The 21,010-nt window shown below is 39.1% G+C and carries 21 protein-coding genes; 15 read left to right on the forward strand and 6 right to left on the reverse strand.

Annotated features, from left to right (window positions below; translation table 11 throughout):
- Positions 1-45 precede the first annotated feature (45 nt).
- Together AC1DDK_RS17115 and AC1DDK_RS17120 are read left to right on the forward strand one after the other, a co-directional pair.
- Complete coding sequence (locus AC1DDK_RS17115; protein WP_172662846.1) at positions 46-495, forward strand: DMT family transporter; 450 nt, start codon at positions 46-48, stop codon at positions 493-495.
- Between the two features lie 5 nt (positions 496-500).
- Positions 501-1,241 (forward strand): GNAT family N-acetyltransferase, encoded by a 741-nt coding sequence (locus AC1DDK_RS17120; protein ID WP_172662845.1) that lies wholly within the window; start codon positions 501-503, stop codon positions 1,239-1,241.
- A gap of 15 nt (positions 1,242-1,256) precedes the next feature.
- On the opposite strand, the gene AC1DDK_RS17125 is transcribed toward AC1DDK_RS17120, so the two are convergent.
- Positions 1,257-1,610, reverse strand: coding sequence for an META domain-containing protein (locus tag AC1DDK_RS17125; RefSeq protein ID WP_246269700.1), 354 nt, complete (start codon positions 1,608-1,610; stop codon positions 1,257-1,259).
- A 265-nt stretch (positions 1,611-1,875) separates the two neighbouring features.
- On the opposite strand from AC1DDK_RS17125, the gene AC1DDK_RS17130 reads away from it, so the two are divergent.
- The 3 genes from AC1DDK_RS17130 (at position 1,876) to AC1DDK_RS17140 (ending at position 4,209) form a co-directional block, all read left to right on the forward strand.
- Entirely contained in the window at positions 1,876-2,376 is a 501-nt protein-coding gene (locus tag AC1DDK_RS17130; protein WP_288879282.1) for a GNAT family N-acetyltransferase, read from the forward strand.
- A 91-nt stretch (positions 2,377-2,467) separates the two neighbouring features.
- Complete coding sequence (locus tag AC1DDK_RS17135; protein ID WP_288879281.1) at positions 2,468-3,232, forward strand: DNA alkylation repair protein; 765 nt, start codon at positions 2,468-2,470, stop codon at positions 3,230-3,232.
- Positions 3,233-3,339: 107 nt separating this feature from the next.
- Entirely contained in the window at positions 3,340-4,209 is an 870-nt protein-coding gene (locus AC1DDK_RS17140) for a DUF808 domain-containing protein (RefSeq protein ID WP_172662841.1), read from the forward strand.
- Positions 4,210-4,226: 17 nt separating this feature from the next.
- Here AC1DDK_RS17140 and AC1DDK_RS17145 read toward each other — a convergent pair whose 3' ends face one another.
- A complete protein-coding gene (locus AC1DDK_RS17145) occupies positions 4,227-4,856 on the reverse strand; it encodes a class I SAM-dependent methyltransferase (RefSeq protein WP_337716166.1) in 630 nt (209 codons plus the stop codon).
- A 143-nt stretch (positions 4,857-4,999) separates the two neighbouring features.
- Between AC1DDK_RS17145 and AC1DDK_RS17150 the strand changes: the two genes are divergently transcribed.
- The 5 genes from AC1DDK_RS17150 (at position 5,000) to AC1DDK_RS17170 (ending at position 10,329) form a co-directional block, all read left to right on the forward strand.
- A complete protein-coding gene (locus tag AC1DDK_RS17150) occupies positions 5,000-6,715 on the forward strand; it encodes a hypothetical protein (RefSeq protein WP_477633988.1) in 1,716 nt (571 codons plus the stop codon).
- A 77-nt stretch (positions 6,716-6,792) separates the two neighbouring features.
- Entirely contained in the window at positions 6,793-6,972 is a 180-nt protein-coding gene (locus AC1DDK_RS17155; RefSeq protein WP_172662838.1) for a hypothetical protein, read from the forward strand.
- Positions 6,973-7,091: 119 nt separating this feature from the next.
- Positions 7,092-7,319: a hypothetical protein gene (locus AC1DDK_RS17160; RefSeq protein WP_172662837.1), complete on the forward strand. Its 228-nt coding sequence runs from the start codon at positions 7,092-7,094 to the stop codon at positions 7,317-7,319.
- A 145-nt stretch (positions 7,320-7,464) separates the two neighbouring features.
- Positions 7,465-8,358, forward strand: coding sequence for a PhzF family phenazine biosynthesis protein (locus AC1DDK_RS17165; RefSeq protein ID WP_337716161.1), 894 nt, complete (start codon positions 7,465-7,467; stop codon positions 8,356-8,358).
- A gap of 93 nt (positions 8,359-8,451) precedes the next feature.
- Positions 8,452-10,329 carry a heparinase II/III domain-containing protein gene (locus tag AC1DDK_RS17170; protein ID WP_477633989.1) on the forward strand — a complete coding sequence of 626 codons (1,878 nt, stop codon included), beginning with the start codon at positions 8,452-8,454 and terminating at the stop codon, positions 10,327-10,329.
- A 13-nt stretch (positions 10,330-10,342) separates the two neighbouring features.
- Here the strand turns inward: AC1DDK_RS17170 and AC1DDK_RS17175 are convergent, their stop codons facing one another.
- The 3 genes from AC1DDK_RS17175 to AC1DDK_RS17185 form a co-directional block, all read right to left on the reverse strand.
- Positions 10,343-11,968 (reverse strand): glycoside hydrolase family 43 protein, encoded by a 1,626-nt coding sequence (locus tag AC1DDK_RS17175; protein ID WP_337716158.1) that lies wholly within the window; start codon positions 11,966-11,968, stop codon positions 10,343-10,345.
- A 40-nt stretch (positions 11,969-12,008) separates the two neighbouring features.
- Positions 12,009-12,656: a carbonic anhydrase family protein gene (locus tag AC1DDK_RS17180; RefSeq protein ID WP_477633990.1), complete on the reverse strand. Its 648-nt coding sequence runs from the start codon at positions 12,654-12,656 to the stop codon at positions 12,009-12,011.
- Between the two features lie 62 nt (positions 12,657-12,718).
- Positions 12,719-15,109, reverse strand: a complete 2,391-nt coding sequence (locus AC1DDK_RS17185; RefSeq protein WP_337716156.1) for a TonB-dependent receptor — start codon at positions 15,107-15,109, stop codon at positions 12,719-12,721.
- Positions 15,110-15,256: 147 nt separating this feature from the next.
- Between AC1DDK_RS17185 and AC1DDK_RS17190 the strand changes: the two genes are divergently transcribed.
- Positions 15,257-16,891 carry a histidine kinase gene (locus tag AC1DDK_RS17190; RefSeq protein WP_337716154.1) on the forward strand — a complete coding sequence of 545 codons (1,635 nt, stop codon included), beginning with the start codon at positions 15,257-15,259 and terminating at the stop codon, positions 16,889-16,891.
- Entirely contained in the window at positions 16,891-17,589 is a 699-nt protein-coding gene (locus AC1DDK_RS17195; protein WP_337716152.1) for a LytR/AlgR family response regulator transcription factor, read from the forward strand. The genes AC1DDK_RS17190 and AC1DDK_RS17195 overlap by 1 nt, the downstream gene beginning before the upstream one ends.
- A gap of 28 nt (positions 17,590-17,617) precedes the next feature.
- On the opposite strand, the gene AC1DDK_RS17200 is transcribed toward AC1DDK_RS17195, so the two are convergent.
- Positions 17,618-18,076, reverse strand: a complete 459-nt coding sequence (locus tag AC1DDK_RS17200) for a DinB family protein (RefSeq protein WP_288879270.1) — start codon at positions 18,074-18,076, stop codon at positions 17,618-17,620.
- Positions 18,077-18,247: 171 nt separating this feature from the next.
- Between AC1DDK_RS17200 and AC1DDK_RS17205 the strand changes: the two genes are divergently transcribed.
- The 3 genes from AC1DDK_RS17205 to AC1DDK_RS17215 all read left to right on the forward strand — a co-directional run bounded on the left by AC1DDK_RS17205 (position 18,248) and on the right by AC1DDK_RS17215 (position 20,995).
- Entirely contained in the window at positions 18,248-19,219 is a 972-nt protein-coding gene (locus AC1DDK_RS17205; protein WP_288879269.1) for an aldo/keto reductase, read from the forward strand.
- A gap of 44 nt (positions 19,220-19,263) precedes the next feature.
- Entirely contained in the window at positions 19,264-20,082 is an 819-nt protein-coding gene (locus AC1DDK_RS17210) for a helix-turn-helix domain-containing protein (protein WP_337716150.1), read from the forward strand.
- A gap of 127 nt (positions 20,083-20,209) precedes the next feature.
- Complete coding sequence (locus AC1DDK_RS17215) at positions 20,210-20,995, forward strand: hypothetical protein (protein WP_477633991.1); 786 nt, start codon at positions 20,210-20,212, stop codon at positions 20,993-20,995.
- Positions 20,996-21,010 lie beyond the last annotated feature (15 nt).

Raw genomic sequence — 21,010 nt, forward strand, 5'->3', positions numbered from 1 at the left:
ACATATGTAAAGTGAAATTGAAAAACATCAATCTAACTTCGCTATATGAATCAACAATTAGTATCCATAGCCGCATTTTTGGGCGGTATCTTTTTAGCTATTCAGGCAGGGTTTAATGCACATCTGGGTGTTTTGCTTAAAAAACCGCTACTTGCTACTATAGCCACATCCTTCAGTAGTCTGCTTTTTGCCTCGGTTTTTGTTTTGTTGATTTCAAGCGAAATACCAAACACTAGCCTGATTAAAAAAGTTCCCTGGTATTTATGGTTTACAGGGGGACTTTTCAGTGTTGTCGGAATTAGCCTTTATTTTTATAGCATTCCTAAGCTAGGGCTTTCTAAAATGATCTCATTAGGATTATGCGGCCAACTTATTTTTTCGGCTATCGCCACACACTTTGGTTGGTTAAATTTGCCATTAGAACCAATAACCGTAAAAAAGATAATAGGAATTATGGCCATGATGGCTGGAATACTACTCATAAATTCAAAATAAGCACTATGAATGAACATGCCTTGCTAAACATCAAAAACTTAATTACGCTCTGGGAAAAAGCCAGTAGTCCGTTCAATGGATTTTTTACCGATGAACAACTTAGTTATGTCCGCATTCCAAATTCGGACTGGCCAAATCGTCTCTGGCTGAAGCAACAATTAGATGAATCAGCCTTAAAGGAAATTCTGGAAATTATCAACTCCTCTCCCATTAGTTTATCGTTTTCGTATTGGGATGATACAGAAAGCACCAGGTATAAACTAATTGAATATAGCGGATTTGAGCAAAAATCAGCACAAATTGGCATGTCCATGCACCTTGACCAAAAATTTAACCAAGAACAGCGGTTAACTTTTGAGCAGGTATATCAGCCTGAACAGGCAAAAACCTGGACAGATTTATATCCGGAATCTTTTAAGTATAATATTAATCCTGAAATACTAATCAAAACATGCAATCAAATAACCTATTATACCATTTATTTGGATAAAACACCAATAGGAACAGTCCTTACCATGCAGACCGAAAATGCAATTGGCATACACGGACTGGGAATTATTCCACAAATGAGGAAAAGAGGATTTGCTGAAGAAACGATGGCATACATCTTAAATAAAGCCATAGATAATCAGTTAACATATGCCTACTTGCAAGCTTCAGAATTAGGTAAAAATATCTATCTGAACATGGGGTTTACGGTAGATTTCACAATGAGAAATTACATTAAGCAATTTTCCGCAATCTGAATATAGATCTTTAAATTACTTAACGGCCTTAAAGCGAGCCAGGGGTGCCATTCTGGCTTTATTTAAAGATAAATCATCTCCGTTAATACTGTAATTATCAGCGGCAATCAAGGCTTTAGTTAAACCATTTTCAATCTCCATGTTTTCACAAGCCATCATAGTGGACATTCCCTGTGAAAATTTTATCCTTCCATTCTCTTGTAATTTAAACTCACCACCTATCCCATTACAGCCTCCAGAAGCAGAATAACGGCTGTCACTTTTTTGAAGCAAAAGAAATGGTTCTTTACCATTTATCTTATCTGCCACCGGTTTACCTGCAAGTTCAACTAACTTCCACTTACGATCTGTAATTTGACTGGTTTCCATAGTGTCTTTGCTTGTTTGTGGTACAGAAGTCTTTTTAAAAATATTACATGCAGCTAGACACAAAAGGCATAAAAAGAGGAACGAATATTGAGTAGGTTTCATACGACTTGGATTTTTGAATTGCAACAAATATACCTTAGCAAATGTTTATTTAAAAGAGAATTATTTTAAAACGCCTTTACAACGTCGAGCCCGTTCCAAAATCTGGTGAATAATCTTCATCAAAGCAAATGATAGGTTCTATATCTTTGTATAAAATTTATGTATGACTATTCTTTATCAAAGCCAAAATATCATTATTCGTGAGTTTGTACCTGAAGACAAGCAATTGTTCGTTCTGCTTTTTGAAGATGAAGAAGTTGCCCGGTACATTCCTCAACGCTCGACGGCACAATACCTGGAATTGTTTGACAGCACGATAGCAGATTACAGCAAAGGCCCGCTAGGCCGATGGGGAATATTTGATATCCATACCCTGGATTTTATAGGCATGTATCTTACAAGACATTTTGAATATGTGCCGGATCAGGTTGAGATTGGATATGTTTTGGCTAAAAAATATTGGGGGAAAGGTATAGCCAGCGAAGCGAGCAGCGCTTTAATTGACTACTGCTTTACACATACAGATACCAATCAGGTAGTTGCTGTAACCGATCTGGACAATATAGGTTCACAAAAGGTTCTTGAAAAAGCAGGCCTTAGACGGTTAAATAACCTCAAGAGAGATGAACAAGAGTTGGCTTATTTTATGATCGAACGCACATAGCAAATATGATTCTCTGTGATTACCGGGAAGTATCTTTCCAGGATGACAAAGCTAATTAACAAAAAAAATACCTGAAATTGATAAACATCAAATGATATCTACATCAAAATACTTATCCGAAATCATAAACAGGTTAATCGAAAAACAACCTTATGATAAAGTCTCCGGACATACAGATCTCAAAAGTTATATTGGAACCCAATATGAAGTCATCGGCCTTTCAGTACCTATGCAGCGGTCAATACTAAAAACGGGCTACACTTTCAGTACACTAACTCTTCAGGATCAGCTTCCCGTTTGGGATGCAATATGGAAAAATGCAGATGTTTACGAAGTGCTAAGCCAATGCATCTACTTTGTTGAAAGGAACTTGTTAAAACTCGATGCGAATGAACTCTGGGAGGTCGTACGCTTATGGGTAAAAAAGATTGACAACTGGGCGCATTCTGACGGACTATCCGATATCTATGCACATTTAATGGAAAAGATGCCGGAGAAGATATACGGCCAGTATAAGCTATGGAACAAATCCGAAAACCCTTGGGAGCGTAGGCAGTCATTGGTTGGGATGCTGCTATACAGTAAGAAGCGTAAAACCCTTCTCCCTGCGGCAAAATTGCTAGATATGGTGGGGCCATTAATTGCTGATAAAGATTACTTTGTTCAGAAAGGATTAGGATGGGCGCTTCGGGAGATTGGCAATATTTATCCTGAAGAGACAATGGCTTTTTTGAACAAACATTGTACAATTCTTCATTCAGTAGCTTTTACTACCGCTGTAGAGAAAATAGACGCTCAGATTAAAGAAATGCTGAAAGCCCGACGAAAAGAACAAAGACATAAACGTAAAATGTAATCCGGACTTTACTATGCATTGGGGTATGTGAAAAATATTATCATCTTTTTATTTTCAAAATCACGTTTTTAAAGATATTTTGCAACCTAATTATTAATGAGATCGATATGGCTTCAGGTTTTTTTGCGATTTTAGATGATATTGCTGCTTTAATGGATGATGTCTCTGTGGCAGCTAAAATAGCAACGAGAAAAACTGCAGGGATCCTTGGGGATGATTTAGCCGTGAATGCGGAAAAGGCAACGGGGTTTCTGGCTTCAAGAGAGATACCAGTGCTTTGGGCAATTACCAAGGGGTCCTTCGTTAACAAAATTATTATTGTTCCGATTGCATTATTGCTCAATGCATTTTTTCCTATAGCGATAAAGATTATTTTAATTTTAGGTGGTTTTTTCCTMGCTTATGAGGGCGTTGAAAAAATAATCGAATACTTTTTTCATCGCAAGAAGGCGGATCATGAAGTAATTACAGCGGTAAAACAAGATGGTATCGAAGCAGAAAAAGCAAAGGTCAAGTCTGCTGTGATGACTGATTTCATCCTGTCCATAGAAATTGTAATTATTGCACTGGGAAGTGTCTTGGAAAAAAGCCTCCCTATTCAGATTTTAACGGTTTCGGTAGTTGCATTACTGGCTACCGTAGGTGTTTATGGTATCGTTGCCATCATAGTTAGAATGGATGATGCTGGGCACAAATTGATCAAGCGTTCCAGTGACAAGGGCTTTGTTGCACTAATTGGTCATTTACTTGTTAAATCACTGCCTGTTATCATCAGAATTCTGGGCGTGGTAGGAACAATTGCATTGATCTTAGTTTCGGGCGGTATTTTCGTTCATAACATTGAATTTCTACACCATTTGCTGCCAAGTATTCCCTTGATCATTAAGGAGTTCGGGATTGGGGTTCTCGCCGGATTGATCGTCTTCGCAGTTGTAAAACTTTGCAAAGTAATTTTAAGTAGCCTAAAATCGCTTTAATAAGTCAGCGCATACACCTACAATTTCCCCATCAATATCAAATCAGTAATCATTAGACCATCCTTATCAGGAGAAGTAAAATGTTTTAAATTGATTATTTCAAAGTTATTTTCCTGGAAGGCTTGAGTTAAATAACGCTCATGATGATAATTTACCCATACCTTATCACCTGTACTTGATATTTGATATCGCGATTTATTAACATCATCCTCCTCCATCGTGCTCAAATAAAACACACCACCTGGATTTAATAATCCAGGAACACTAGCGATTAGCGCAATAGCTTCCTTACGCGTCAAATAAGGTAGGCAAAAGCCACACGTGATTCCATCAAATTTCTCTTCGATCGTATCAATCTCCCGGCAATCCATGAGCTCAAATTTAGCTGTCGGGTTATTAGCTTGGGCTAGTTCGAGCATTTTCGAGGACAAGTCAATTCCTAAGACTTTATAGTCAGGTCTCCTGTTTAGCAAGTATTTGGTGATATTTCCAGGGCCACAGGCAATGTCTAAAATGCTGGCATTATCGGCTGTTATATTATCACAAAAGATATTGAGTAAGTCACCATAGGAACTAACATCCATAAACTTATCCTGATATATTTTTGCCGATTTGTTAAATGCATCAGCCGCCTTTAATATTTTCATATCCTTATCGTCTAAATTGGTCTTCGCTCATTACCGGAAATTCTTTTCATGATTTTAAATGCTTAAAGCTATAAAATATATATATAAAAGACCCCCTAAAAATGGTATATTTAATTGAGCTTTAATTAATTGTAAGAATCCTTATGAAAACAATATTGCTGCTTTTTATATGCTGTCTCTTTTTTTCTAGTGGTGATAAAGATATCCAAAAGCCATTGTACCTATTGGATTATAGTAAGGCAATTGTAGCAACATGTGGTTCTTTGTCTTTCACAGAAAATATTGATACTGTCGATAATGGCAAATTTATGATGTACCTGCCGGGCTGGGGGCACTATTCTTATAAAATATCGACGGTTAGCGACAGCGCTCAGGTTTATTTTGATCAGGGATTAACCATGTATTATAGTTACCATATGAAGGAGGCCCTCGCTTCCTTTAAAGAAGCTGCCAGATTTGATCCTAACAGTGCTATGGCCTATTGGGGACAAGCATTAGCAATGGGTCCTTACTATAATTCTGCCCACAATTATACCATTCCTAAAAACATATCAGAAGTTTTAAAGCTGATGAACCAATCTGCAGATAAGGCATCAGCAAAAGAGCGCGATCTGCTGAAAGTAATGAATCTCAGGTATCCATTGTCGGATGCCGATACTCTAAAAACGAAGCTGAACATGGCCTATGCACAAGGTATGAAATCGCTTATTTCCATATATCCTCAGGATGCAGACATCAAGACGCTATTTATAGATGCGGTTATGTTGAGCCATMCCTGGGATTTCTGGAATAACGACGGATCTGCGAAAGAATGGACGCCTGAATTAGTGGGCTTATGCGAGAGCGTATTACAGGAAAATCCCCAACATCCTGCTGCTTTACACTATTATATACATTTAACGGAAGCTTCTCGTAAGCCTGATCGTGCCTTGGACAATGCAAGGCTGCTTAAAGATCTTTTTCCTGGCGTGGCTCACATGGTTCACATGTCTAGCCACGTGTATCAAAGAAACGGTTTGTATGMATTAGGTGTAGAAGCCAATGACAGTGCAGATGTAAGCCTTGTGCGTTATGATTCGCTGGCCAGGCATCTTTCCCTTAGCAAGCATTCCTCGCATTATTTTGCGGTACAGGCTTTTTGCGGGTTAACAGGTGGAATGTACACCAAAGGAATGCAGGATGCCATAAGGTGCAGAAAAAGTGTTATGCCAACTTATGAGGATACCTATGCCCAATATTTGTACATGATGCCAAAGTTTATCTTGGTAAGACTTGGTAAGTGGGATGAGATATTAAAGGATACAGTTCAGCCGGATGCCCGTTGGACATATGCCGGAATATTGGATAATTTTGCCAAAGGGTTGGCATATGTGTATACAGGTAAACCGGATTTGGCAAAAGTGCAACTTATTCAGTTGCGCAGTAAAATAACTGATCCTGTTTTAAAAAAGAGGCGTATCCCCTTTAATACAGCACTGCAAGGCGCACAGATTGCAGAGAATATTTTAAATGCTGTGATTCTATTAGATCAGAGAAAGAATACAGCTGGCATTAACACCCTCCAAGAGGCCATAAAAATAGAAGACGAAATGATCTATGCTGAGCCAATGGACTGGCCGATTCCTGTAAGACAATTTTTAGGAGCCTATCTTTTAAAGCAAGGGAATCCCGCCAATGCAGCACAGGTTTACAAAATGGATCTGGAACTAAACCCTGGAAATGGCTGGTCATTAATTGGGCTATATCATAGTTTAAGTGCCCTGAATAAAGTTGTGGGGATGGCCGAGTATAAAACCGCTTACCTGAGGGCATTCTCTGATGCAGAGCATATTCCCCCGGCTTCGGCTTACGGTAAATAGCAATTTATATTTCAAAATTAGGCCATTAAATCAAAACCATTTGAATTTTTAAACTGTTTACCTCTTAAAATATAAACATGAATAAATTTTTCAGAGCAATTATAGCTGGCTGGGGAGCTAAAAAGTTAGGTGGGGGCTGTTTGTCTACCATAATCATATTTATTGTAATTTATTCGCTCCTGGGTAAATGCAATCAGAAAACACAGGCAAACTCGCAATCGAAAAAAGTACAGACTGCTATTCCTGTATTCAAATAAGAATTCAGGATAACAAAAAAAAACTTGCTATCTGCAAACTTCTTGTTTTTTATTTTGTTGCTATTTAGGATTACTTAAATCCTGAAAACCATTAAAACAGTTAATTTAAAAGGAGGCTCATGAAATTTACTATAGTCAACCCCACAGATCACACGCCCGTTAGACTCAGGACAGCACCTGAAGATTATAACGGGGAGCAAGGACTCCGTATCATTTTTCCGGAAAACGATTCTTTAGTTATGGTCGAAAAAAACGGACAATGGAATGTAATGGATGAAACGGATATAAATCCTAAACTTATTGAGGCGATAGCTAAAGAGTTGAAACCGATTGCCCGATACACCTGAAGAAGTTCAGTATTCGTAGATAGCAAATGGCATCTGGACGTATTCTGAAATCCTGTTAGTTACCTCAAGGTTACCGGTTACCCATTGTTAACCGATAGCAAAAAAAGATCTGTAATTTCTAGTTTTGAGCTATTAATCATCAACAATGAAAAATATGAAAAAACTGGATTATTATGTACTGGACGTTTTTACAGATCAGCGGTTTAAGGGAAACCAACTGTCAGTTGTTTATATAGAAGATGAGCTTAACCTTAGTCAGTACCACGATATATCCAGGGAATTCGGCTATTCTGAAACTTCTTTTGTTAGCTATTCAGAGAAAGAAGGCGTTTTCAAAGTACGGTCTTTCACCCCGGCAAAATTTGAGGTAGCAGGCGCCGGACACAACCTTTTGGGCGCCGTCTGTTTGGCATTATTAAAAAAATGGGATATCTTTAAAAATCAACAAGGGAGACCCTGGGTATTGATAAAGGATACCCCTATTCCTTTAAAAGTCACTGAGGAATCAGGACTACCTTATGTTGCAATGAAACAGCGCCCTTCTAAAATAATCAACAAAGTACCAGTCAACCTCTTAACCGAGGCCCTGGGTTTAAAGACTACCGACTTTGATTTGAATGGTTGGGACATCAATATTGTACAAACAGAAGTTCCTCATTTAATGGTTCCTGTAAAAGATCTGGGAACACTTAAAAATGCTGTTTCCAATAAACCCATATTGAAAGGCTTATCTGAAAAATTTGATTTTGAAGGTTGTTATTTATTTACTGTAAATGGTATTGAAAACAATTATCTCGCAGAGACAAGGTTTTTTAATCCAGGCATTGGAATCGACGAAGATCCCGCCACAGGAACAGCTGCAGGACCACTGGCCGGCTATCTTGAAACGCTTGGATACATTAAAAAAAACAGGGACTATAAGATCCTGCAAGGAAAATATATAGAACATCCATCTACAATCAGCGTAAATGTAGCTAATGATGGCATATGGGTTAGCGGCTCCTCTGCGATTGTGATGGAAGGTCAGCTTTATTTATAAAAGGGTCATTGGGGATTTAGATTATATTGACCTTGAGAATACCAACTTCCGGTAATTGAGTGCGATTGTCAACAGAAAAATGTAATTTGGAACATGAAATCGATCCTCGCACTTCTTCTTCTAACCCTGAGCATTTCATTGGCAAGTGTCGCTCAAAAACCTGTTAGCGAAACCAGGGACGTAACAGTAACATGGGTAAAACAAAACCTCCGAAATAACGGTCCGAAACTGATCCTGACTGCTGAAAGTTTAGCGCAGATCAAAAAGGTCGTAAAAAAGGATGAAACTGCAAAAGCTTATTATGGATATCTTTATAAAAATGCAGTTGCTCTGCTGGATGTCGCAGTTCTGGAAAGAAAGCTGGAAGGGAGGAGATTGCTTGGAGTATCCAGGCAAGCAATTGCACGAATCKGCACACTCGCTGCAGTTTATGCCATATCAAAAGAAAAGCGGTTCTTGGATCGGGTAAATACCGAATTGCTAAATGTTTGCAATTTTTCAGATTGGAACCCTAGCCATTTTCTGGATGTTGGAGAAATGGCCTATGGGGTTTCTATTGGGCTGGATTGGACTCTGGGCGACCTACCGGAATCTACTATACGACTGGTAAAGGATGCCCTGATCAGCAAAGCCATAGAGCCCAGTTTGAATGAAAAATTCAACGGATGGGTAAAAGTGGACAACAATTGGAACCAGGTATGTCATGGCGGTATTACTTCGGCGGCTGTAATGATTGCAGATCAGGATCCTGCTTTAGCCGCACAATTGATTTCCCGAATGATCCAGAACATTCCAAGAGCACTGAGGGCATACGGGCCAGACGGGGCCTATCCTGAAGGGGCATCTTACTGGTCCTATGGAACCAGTTATACATTAATCACTATCAATGTACTTGAAAGCGCTTTTGGAACGGATTTTGGTATTTCCAACACATCCGGATTTGTCAATAGTGCGCTTTTTGTGAAGAAACTGGTGGGTTCAAGTGGGCTTTATTTCAATTATTTTGATTCTGGCAGCAGTGGAGATGATGGTCTGGAAAACCAGGAATTGCTGTTGTGGTTTGCAAATAGGACAAACAATGATGTCTATTTTAATAAGGAAAAATTTCTAGGAGCCCTAGCAAGGTCAGATACCAGCGGTTATAACAGTTCCAAATTTAATGGGATGGTTCTGGCCTGGCTGGCAAAACATAAAAAATCTATGGTGAATCAATTACCTGCAAATTACAAAGGTGATGGAATCAACCCAATTGTTGTATTTGGTGGTGGAAAAACTGATCCCAATGGGTATTTTCTTGGGGCCAAAGGCGGTGCAGCAAATTTAAACCATGGCAACATGGATGCTGGTTCTTTTGTATTTGACCTATATGGCGTCAGGTGGTCTGTAGATCTGGGGATGCAGAATTACTTTGAGCTGGAGCAAGCTATAGGTGTTAATGGCTTATGGGACAGCAACCAGCAAAGCAAGCGCTGGACCCTGCTGAGCAAGAACAATTTCGGGCACAGTACGCTGACGGTCAATGATGAACTGCACTTGGCCAAGGGTTTTGCACCATTAAGCTACTATAAAGAAAAAGGTAACCGTCCTCAGGCAGGTTTTGACCTTTCTGCGGTATTTAAGGGACAGCTAAAAAGMGCTAAAAGAGATTTTAAACGGACGGGAGACCAAAGCCTTGAAATCACTGATATACTGGAGCTTTCTGAACAGACAAAAAGCGTAACCTGGGCGATGATGACCCAGGCAGATGCCGAAATCATAGAAGGTGGAGTTCTGCTAAAGCAAAAAGGAAAAAACCTAAAAGTTATGATCAAGCAACCTGAGGGCGTCTTGATCATGGTGGTTTCCGAAAATCCTCCCCCATTAGACTATGATATGAAAGTAGAGAATCTGAAAAGAGTGGAATTTAAGTTTCCTGTCGAACTCCTTAAAAACAAAGGACAAAAGATCGTTGTAGAGTTAAAGGGCCCATAAATGGCATTACCCTTTAATTATTTTTCAATTCGAAAGAATTGAAAAACGCTTTCTGACCTGAACCTTTAGCTACAATACCAGCCCTATACCCCATTCCCCATGGTGCATATTTTGGCGCATCAAATGTTGCAGTGTGGAATTTCACCCATTCCAACTGAGGCTTTTTATAAAAGAAATCTATTAGTTTTCCACCTCCGCTGATCTGCATTTTCAATTCAATTAATCCATGAGATTGCTCTTTGACTTGTTTGAGTACAAGGTATTTTCCCTCAAGATTATTATATACTGTTATACCATCTTCAGCAGCTGTTATTCCAATTCCTCCTAACTCACCTGGCCACTTACTTTTGAAAATGGCTCCTGCGAAACAGACCCCACTTTGTGCCTCCGTAAGCGTCACTTTCGTGCTAATGCTGAAATTCACGGTTTTAATATATTGCCCTAAAAATGTTCCCAACTCATGATTCTGGTTCGTAGATACCAGATGAAGCCCCTTATTGAAGTTCACATCCGGCTTTGGCAATTTCGATGGCCATTGCCAGGCTAGGTTCAGTTTATTGTCCTTTTTAAAATCGTCATAAAAATCCAGTTCTGCTTTTGGTCGATTTGGAATGGTCGCATTATGAAGAACCGGCCAGCCATCCGGCCCCGTTTTTAATTCTTCAAGTATACCTTCTCTGCCTACAAATACATCATAGTTTTTATTGAACGCATGATAAAGCATAAAAAATCGGTGGTCTGCAGATTCAACCACAGTGCCGTGACCAGGGCAGTTCCATCGTTCATTGCTAACCATTACAGGGTTTTTATCATACTTCTCCCATTTTCCTCCTGCTAGATCTTTTGTCCGGGCAATTCCCGTCTTATAATTACACTTAGCATCACAACACCCTCCTACCGCATATAAACTATAGATGTACTCACCCATTCTGAAAAAACAAGCACCTTCTACCAGAGAGGTCTCCCAAGGTTGGCTGTTTGTGTATACTTTTCTTTTCTCACCCAGCAATTTGGTACGGCTTTCATTGATTTCCTGCACCCAAATCCAGCTTTCCTTCCCACAACCATTTCCGTCATTTTTCCAGAAGGCATAAATTTTTCCCTTGTCCTGAAATTCGAAAGCGTCAATTGCTCCACAATCATCTTCTATGATTACAGGACCATTGTCTGTGAATTTGCCCGTTTCGATTTTATTGGCATCTATCCAGGCTACACCACACTGCAAGCCCGGGTTTCCTTTGACTTTCCTGTTATGCGCAGTATAATAGGCATAAATTCTATGCTGCTTTGCATCATAGGCCAGTTCGGAAGCCCAGAAATTATTTTCTCCCCATTGATCCTTCATATCCTTGAACCCCTCCGGGAAAACATGGTTAACCAATACCCAGTTCTTCAAATCTACCGATTTATAGATGGTAAAATAAGGTGCCCATTCATTAGTAGTTGACGTAGCATAATAAACTTTGCCTATCCTTATAATTGAAGGATCCGGATTGTCGCCAGGTAATGCAGGGTTTACCAATTGAACATCGGCAGGAGCAACATTTTTATCTGCATCTCTTCTTTTAACGCCACATGATAGCAATACACACATGAAAACAGCACATATTACTGTAGTATTAATATACCTTATATCCATAAAACGGCCATTTATCATTTCACAAATCTATATTTATTTTTCACTTTTTACCCAAATCTATCGTTCCCGGATAAAATGTAACTACTCCTGTGGTAATATCGTGAAGGCCCCCGATGATTCCGATTTGACCTCCTTCTACCATTTCTTTGAGAATGGKACTTCGCTCCAGTATCGATTTAACAGACCTATTAACATTTATAGCGGCTACCTTTTCAACAAATTCGCTGTTGTTAGAATTKCGGTTCTCTTTTATGGTCAGCTCATCATCCACAGCAGGCCTGATTTTCGAGAGCAAAGAAGTAAGGTTGCCCATCTCCACATGATCGCAGGCACCTTTAATTGCTCCGCACCTGGTATGGCCCAGAACAACGATAATTTTTGCACCTGCAAGCCTGCAGCCAAATTCCATGCTTCCTAAAACGTCCTCATTAATAATGTTACCTGCAATCCGGATACTGAAAATATCACCCAAACCCTGGTCAAAAATTAATTCCGCAGATGTGCGACTGTCTATGCAACTTAAAATTATAGCGAACGGATGTTGACCATCTGAGGTTTCATTTGCTTGCTGTAAAAGATTTCGGTTGATTTTCAGGTTATTAACAAATCGTTTATTTCCCTCTTCCAATAAATTTAGCGCCATTATTGGTGTTATAGCTTCCTGATCTTCTTTTGTTAAAGTTTTCATGCACGACAATTTTGTGATGCAATCTAAGAAAAAGTCAAAAAAAATGAGTCCTTACGGTTTTTTTAGTTTCTATTTCCGCTTTTTGCCTGTCTAATCGATTGGCTATCCTTAAGATTAAAGCGATAAACCATAGTTAAACGATAACGTGAAGCATTAGGGTTACTTAGCTGATTATAAATATAATTATCGCCAGTGGTTAAAGTTTTAGTTTTGCGCGTATTGAGTACATTACTTCCATCTAGTGTAATTGTCATTTTTTCCTTCAGCGCATTCCTGCTTAGTCCGAAATCCAGATAGTGAACGGACCAGGTATGACTTTGTGCATTGGTTGTTGCACCTGTATAATTGTAACGCAACTGTAAATTCATCATCGTTGATATTTTTGCCTGAGTGCTAAACCTTCCTGTTGTGGCATTTCCATTAAAATCAAAATCCTGACCCAGATAAAACCCCTTTTGCTGGAACTCATAACCATTTAATTCGGCATTCAACTGTAACCATTTCCATGGATTATAAAGTAAAGAAAGCTCAAGCCCCTGTCTGATCTCACCGTCAATATTAACCGGAATAGTATAAAATATATCGTTGTTCCGATAGGTGTACATTTGGATAATATCAGAGTTATTTTGGTAGTAGACAGAAGGATTAAAGGTTAAATCTCCCCAATGCTTCAATAAGCCAAGTTCCAGCACATCCGCATACGAAGGGTTTAGAGCAGGATTGCCAATAAATTGAGAGTTAAGATCTGTAAGTTCATTAAATGGATACAACATCCATAATGATGGGCGATTAATTCTTTTGCTATAGCTAAACTGTGTCGTCGTTTCTTCATTGAGCTGATAGCTCAGGTTAAGCGTAGGAAATATGCGGATGTAATTTTTTTTATTTTGGTAGTCACCTAGTCGATCTTCAATACTAATTTTGGTAAGTTCTGAACGCAAACCCAACATATAAGAAAACCTCTTACCTTTATTGCTGAATTGAGCATAGGCACTGCTAATCAGTTCATTGTACTGAAGTTTATTGTTGATATTGTAATAAATAACCCATTGATCTCCTTGTTGTTGTTCTGCATAAAAATCACTTGTTACTTTTCTGTTCTCGAGTTTTAGCCCCAGTTCAAGCATCGATTTTTCGGTTAGTGGTTGTTCTAAATCGCTTTGAAGTAAGAAATCCTTACTACTGCCAATAGAACTGGTCCTGATACCCGGCAAAGTTTCGGGATGTGGAAAGTGTTTCTCAGTGGTCAACGCCCATGTTTTGTCGCTATTCCAAAAATCATATTGCATATCAAGTGTATATTTTTTTTGTGCATTTTCGAATGTGCGCGTATAGTTAAATTCTAATTGATTGTAATCTCTTTTCTCTCGGGATTCACCATTTCTGATTAAGTTGCTATCCAGAGTACTGCTACTATATTGATAATCGAACCAGGTTTTGTCATGATCTTTAGTCGCATTTTTAAAGTAGGCTGCAGTCATTGTATTGTGTGCATTAATGAGATAGTCAGCACCGAGATATATCAATTTACCGTCATCATGTCGGTCTTCATCCTGTGTTTGAGTTAAGAAACGCTGCTGTTCATTATCCAACACGCTTTGATTACTGCTGTAAAAACCTTTATAATCCGATAAACGGATGCCCAGCGTAGAGAACAGGTTAATTTTATCTGACTTATAATTCAAACTGGGATTTATACGGTTATCATTAGGAAGCCCTCCTACCACCTTTAGCTGGCCATTTAGCCCACCAATTTTATTCTTTTTAAGGATGATGTTAATGATTCCGGCAGATCCTCCGGCATCGTAACGGGAAGAGGGATTGGAAATAACCTCAATCTTATCAATTAGACCGGCAGGGATCTGATCGAGTAAATTGCTTTGCGTTAATCCCGAACGCCGACCATTAATTAAAACCATCACATTGCTATTGCCTCTTAGCCTTACTGCGCCTTCAGGATTTATCGCTACAGATGGTACGCTGTTTAATATATCGTTAACTGAACCGCTTTGAGATAAGATGTCTTTTCCAACCTCAAAGACCTTTTTATCCAGTTTTAAACTAATCATACTTTTTTCTGCAGTGATCGAAACTTCTTTTAGAACGGTTGTATCTTGCATAAGGCTAATATTTCCAATATCCAGTTTATAGGCTGAAGGACTTAGCTCAACGTTTCGACTTAAGGTTTTATAACCTATTAGGCTAAATTCCAATATGACATTTTCTTCAGGCAATCCTTCTAAAAGAAATTCTCCTTTCTCATCACTAATGGTGCTTAAAATAAGTTTCCCAAGGATATTTTTAACTTGAATAGTTACGTAAGGCAGTGCGAGTTGTGCTTGGTCAGTTAATTTGCCATTTACCAATCCCTTTGATGGTATTTGATTGTTTTGCTGTGCATTAATCGTAGAGCCTATAACACAGACCATGATAGTGATGAGTAGTTTTTTCATGAGGCAAGATTAAGACTGCGGCCGTTCAAAACACAATAAAACATGCCAACGGCTCTATATCCTTTTGAAATACATTTTTCTGTCTTATATTCAGTTTAGCTTTACATCATGGTTAAATTTCGCTTCTTATTCTTTCTAACCCTCTTTTTGTCATCCTGTAAACAGGATCTCCATTATGAATATACAGACGCCGTCTATAAAAACGGCGACGATTTGAACTGGGCAAAAAAGAACTATGATACCAGCGGCTGGGAGAAGGAACGGGATCCAAAAACTGCCGTTTTTTGGTCCAGAGTTAACGTACGCATCACAAACAGAGATCCTAAAGACAGTATTTCTGTGGGTTTAGGGATTCACAGTTTTGGTTCCTTCGATGTCTACTGGGATGGTGTATTCGTTGGTAAAAACGGTGAGTTTGCAAAAGATAAAATCCATGAGGTACCAGGTACCGAAATGAGCGATTTTTTGTTGCCTGATTCACTGGCCAGATCCGGTTTACACACATTAGCGTTAAGAACTGCACAACATTTTAATACAGGAGAATTAAGAGGTGTTGATGTTAAACTACAATATTATAAGGCATTGATTCAAAGACCTCTAGTTGCCACTTCATATATGAATTTAATGGCAGGTGCTTTTCTTGTTGCAGCTTTCTATTATTTCTTCCTGTACATTAACAGCAGTCGTAAAGAGTTGGATGTTCTAATTTTTGGAATCATTTGTCTGCTTTTCTTTGCTCTGCTGGGGGTTGAGCATGTGAAGTTTTACATTACCATTCCTTACAGCCACTTTTACACACGGTTGGAAATTGTTGGCTGGCTTACCTTTGCCATTTCCCTTCTTGTCCCTTTCTATTTTACCATTCAGTTTTACTTTAAAAAGAAGTTCTGGCTTTTAGGTCTGCAATTACTGATTCTGATCTGGATTTACATCGATAATTTCAGGCATTACGACTGGACAGCCATGTTGTTTAGTTACACCATGTGGTTTTTCTCGCTCATTATTGTAGTAAATGCGTTATTTAGAAATGTAAAAGGTGCCTGGGTAGTATTTGTTGGTTTACTGATGAGTGCAGTAGCGAGTGCATTTATCGTTTATGATTTTTTTCTTTTCATATGTTATACCCTAATTGTACTATCTATGCTTTATTTACACACTATAAGAGCCAAACTACTCGAGAAAGAACACCAGTCTTCTTTAATACTTTCTTCGAGGTTAAAATTGGAGTTGCTAAAGAAAAATATTCAACCCCATTTTATAAAAAATACGCTGACTTCTATGATCGACTGGATAGAGGAATCGCCAAAAGATGGCATTGTTTTTATTCAAGCACTGGCAAAAGAGTTTGATATTTTAAATCAAATAGGAGAAGAAACTTTAATCCCGGTCGCCAAAGAAATAGCGCTTTGTAAAGCACATTTAAAGGTTATGCAGTTTAGAAAGGAAATTAATTATGTATGGGAACAGTCAGGTATTGATGAACTGGATTTGATTCCCCCAGCAATTATCCATACCATTTTGGAGAATGGCATTACCCATAGTATGCCCAGCATTGATAAGATCATTACTTTTAAGCTGAGCTTTGAAAAGCAAGGCGGGAACAAGCAATATAAGCTGCTAACCATCGCCAGGAACAGAGAAAACAGAATTGAAAAAAAAACAGGGACAGGTTTTCAATACATTGCTGCACGGTTAACCGAAAGCTATGGTGATCAATGGACTTTTGAATCGCAGGCCGTACCCGAAGGTTGGCTTACATGCATAAAAATACATGCTGGATAATGAATATACTACTTGTTGAAGATGAGGCAAGGATTGCCAAAAGGGTAGCGCGGATGAGTCGGGAATTCTTTGGATCAACGATTCAAAATCTTGTGGTTTGTGAATCCGTTAATGGTGGCATTAAATACTTGAGTGAACATACACCCGATCTGTTATTGCTGGATCTGAATTTAAATGGTGAGGATGGATTCGATTTGCTTAAAAGTGTTGCCGCCAGCGCTTTTCATACGATCATTATATCGGCTTATACAGAAAAAGCGATTACGGCTTTTGCTTACGGCGTGTTGGATTTTGTTCCTAAACCCTTTGATCAGGAGCGCCTCAACCTTGCATTCAGACGTTTATCTACATCGGGGCCAAAATCTGAAGGCAAACTTGAATACCTGGCTGTTAAAAAGGCCGGTTCCATCGTATTGATTGATATTAAAGAAGTCCGGTACATCAAAGGCGCCGGTATTTACACMGAATTGCATTTACTGAATGGAAAGAAAGCACTTCATGATAAATCACTCGAAAAACTAGAACAGTTGCTTCCTGCCTCTTTTGAGCGCATTCATAAATCTTATATTGTACCGATTAATCAAACAAAAGAAATCATTGTTCATACCGGCAGTAAATATCTTCTTGAACTTAAAAATGGGGAAATACTACCTATTGGGAGGTCAAGGTATAAAGAACTAAAACGGAGGATTATATAATACCATTAGACACCACTTTACATCTTGATTAAATCTCATTACATTTTTGTAACCTCATAAATTGTATGTAATCCGTATTAACCGGTTTAATGTTATGCATCGTCATTTCTTTAGCTATTTGCGCACGGTGATAGGTGCCATGATTAAAAACGTGCAGCAAAATATCATTAACGGATGTTTCAAAATAGCCAGCAGTTGAGGTTGTATACTTTATAATCGGTGAGTCTGCCGTTTCCAGGTATTCTATCTTTGACAAAGCATTTGCACTTTCTTCGAGCAGCACGCTGCATATTTCAAGATCGTTTACTTGCCAAACACCAATATTGGGTGCAACGCCGTTAATTCTGGAAACCCATATCTTTTGCGCATTTACGATGTGACTGAACAGTGTAATACATGATTCGGGAAGCAATTGAGAATTTGTCTGTAAGGCATCCAGCAAAAGTGAATTTGCCCAATTGTTGTATTTGCAGAATTGCTTTAACATAGCAGCGATTGTTTTATTTATCAATTTAAGATTTTTATGGGAATTTTTATTTTAAATGTAATTACACTAATGATAAGTTGAGCCTCACAGACAAGTAAAATGAGCCATATGGGAAATAGCAGGTGAACAAAAGTGATGATCTTTKATTCGTTAATACGTAAATTATCAGTTATGGAACAAATAACAAAAATAAACCTCGGCAAAAATGGTCCGCTGGTATCTAAACTTGGATTAGGCTGCATGCGGATGTCGTCGGTTTGGGGCGGCCCGGTAAATGACGAAAACGAAAGTATCGCTACCATTCAGGAAGCATTAGATAAAGGCATCAATTTTTTAAATACAGGAGACTTTTATGGCAGCGGACACAACGAGCTGCTGATCGGCAAAGCCATCAAAAACAGAAGGGATGATGCTTTCATCAGTGTAAAGTTTGGTGCGATCTTTTACAATGGCCAGTGGCTTGGCTTGGACCTGCGTCCAATGGCCATCAAGAATTTTATCAATTATTCTTTGGTACGCTTGGGTATCGATACCATTGATCTTTATCAACCATGCAGAATTGACGATAGTGTACCAATTGAAGACATCATAGGGACTGTCGCTGACTTAATCAAGGAAGGAAAGGTGCGCCACCTTGGCGTTTCTGAAATTACCCCAACGCAACTGCGTGAGGCGAATAGCATATACCCTGTAACTGCATTGGAAATCGGGTATTCACTGGCCGATCGCCAGATAGAAAGCGACCTGCTTCCAACAGCCAAAGAATTGGGTATCGGTGTAGTTGCGTTTGCCAACACCGCCGAAGGCTTGCTTACAGGGGAGATGACCGCACCACTCCCAGCTAATGATCATCATAATCATTTCACACGTTTTCAAGGAGAGAATCTCATTAAAAATCTGGAAAAAGTTGAAGTATTAAGGCAAATCGCAAAAGAAAAAGGATATACCCCGACACAACTGGCTATTGCTTGGGTCAACACTCAGGGCGAACATATTATGCCATTGGTAAGCATGAGCCGCAGATCAAGACTACCGGAGAATATGCAAGCAATGGAGATAATTTTCAGTCCGGAAGAGGCTAACGCCCTTAACGCACAATTTTCGCCAGGAGCGATCCTTGGTGGCACCTACCTGCAACGATAATGGCCGGGGCTAAAAAGCCCCGGCTATTTTAATATCTTTACATCATGACCAATCCAACTGAAATAATTCCTGGAGTGATCTTTTATTCATATTTCTCTGCTCAGAGAAAAGAGAAAGTGGGTTTTTTTGAGCACAGTACATTAGTGTTACAGGTTTCGGGACAGTTTACTCTGGAGACCACCAGCCAAAAGGTTTCGATGAAAGGTGGCCAGATGCTGCTGATACGGAAAAATCAGTTGGGAGAAATTACCAAAACACCGCTGGAAGGTCAGGATTATCAAACAATTATCATTTGCCTAAAGGATGACTTGCTCCGGCAGGTTGCCCTGGAGCAGCAAATAGATACCAGGCGCAAATATACTGGTTCGTCCAATGTTCTTATTCCGGAAAATGATTTTCTACATGGCTTTTTCCAATCCATAATACCCTATGTGCGCCATTCAGATGAAAAAATCACCAGGGATATGGGGATGCTTAAGGTGAGAGAAGCAGTTCAGCTGCTACTGTATACGCTTCCCGAACTCAAGGATTTTCTATTCGATTTCTCAGAGCCGTACAAGATGGATCTGGAAAAATTCATGCTAGGCAACTTTCATTTCAATGTTCCCGTTGAAAAATTCGCACAACTAACCGGAAGAAGTCTTGCTGGCTTCAAGCGTGATTTTCAAAAAGTATTCAATATGTCACCCCGACACTGGCTACAGGAAAAACGGTTGACAGAGGCCCGGCATCTTATAGAGAATAAGCAAAGGAAGCCATCTTCTATCTACCTTGAACTTGGATTTGAAAGCCTTTCTCATTTCTCTCATTCCTTTAAAAAGAAATTCGGAAAGGCACCTACTGAGGTAATTAGTACTTTATAAAATATTATAATTGATAAACTTAAAGTCTGAGCTATCAATAGATAGATAGTCTCATTAAGTCAGCGTAATAATTGTTTTAATTACGCTAAATTATCCTTAAATTAGGTAATGATGACAAGGATCTATCATGTCGAAAATAAATTACAATCCGGCGCTCAGGGCGCAGTATCAATATCTTTTTGATACCTGCATTATTAAGTCAGAGAAATATGTCACTGTAGATGCAGTGATAAGTAAGATTCTGACTGGTAAAAACCGTTATGAGACAGTGGGATTTCCATTAAATATACCGTGGTATTTCATTGGCATTATACATTATATGGAAGGCAGCTGTAATTTCAAAACCCACCTTCATAACGGTGATCCGTTAACAGCTAAAACTATCCATGTTCCCGCAGGCCGGCCCGTTGGTGGCTCAGCGCCTTACACATGGGAATTTAGTGCGCAGGATGCGCTTAAGCTTAAAAAGCTGGAACAATGGCCTGATTGGGATATTGCTGGCATCCTTTATAAGCTGGAACAATACAACGGGTTTGGCTACAGAAATTTAGAGCACCCTATTCCTAGTCCATACCTCTGGAGCTTCAGCAATCACTATGATAAAGGAAAATATGTGTCAGATGGACACTATGATCCTAATGCGGTATCCGCCCAATGCGGTGCAGCAGTTATCTTAAGACGCTTTATTGAAAGGCAGCTGATCACTGGTATTATTGATAGGATTAGTCTAACCAGGCAATTAGGACAGGAAGTGATCTTTTCACCATCAAAATATGCTACTAAAGCAGAACAGCTACAGCGCTGGCTGGTAAAATTAGGTGCCATTATAAAAATTGATGGCAAAGCTGGCCMTTTCACGAGTGATGCTTACAAAAATATAACAGGCGAATATCTTTCAGGGGACCCTAGATGATCGTTAAAGCCTATA

The organism is Pedobacter sp. 05T44 (assembly GCF_056395985.1).